General features: G+C 33.4%; 1 protein-coding gene. It reads right to left on the bottom strand.

Features of this window, described 5'->3' with window-relative positions:
- The coding region (locus KDK95_RS38985) for a class I SAM-dependent methyltransferase (RefSeq protein WP_212522656.1) at positions 1-440 on the bottom strand (440 nt) is incomplete at both ends.

Raw genomic sequence — 440 nt, 5'->3', positions numbered from 1 at the left:
CTTTTTTAGCGACAAAAGTAATATAATTCATATCTTTACGCAATTTAGTCATCGTTTTAAACATTTTGCAAAACATTGGTCGATTTTCTTTTTTAAAAGCATTGTTGATAATCTTTATAGTTCCAACAATACCTCCGTCATAAATTAAACCTTTTGGTGTCATTAAACTCATTGGACCAGTATGATAATGCACATGATTAAAACCAGCTTGATGATATAAATCTAACCAGCCAAGTTTCGTCTGCGGTGAGACATTGACATTAATTGCTGCAGATAATGATTTAACTACATGTGTGGCATGTGATTCATTAACGATGACAATATCATGTGTTAACAAGATACCCCCAGGCTTTAAGACTCGGTAGTACTCGCGTAATGCTTTTTCCTTTATGGCGATGGGTAACATTGTTAACATTGCTTCATTTAAAACGATATCGAAT

Source organism: Actinospica acidithermotolerans (genome assembly GCF_018139625.1).
GTDB classification, from domain to species: domain Bacteria; phylum Actinomycetota; class Actinomycetes; order Streptomycetales; family Catenulisporaceae; genus Actinospica; species Actinospica acidithermotolerans.
Note: the sequence above shows the minus strand (reverse complement) of the source record. Positions and strands in the feature narration are given on the sequence as shown.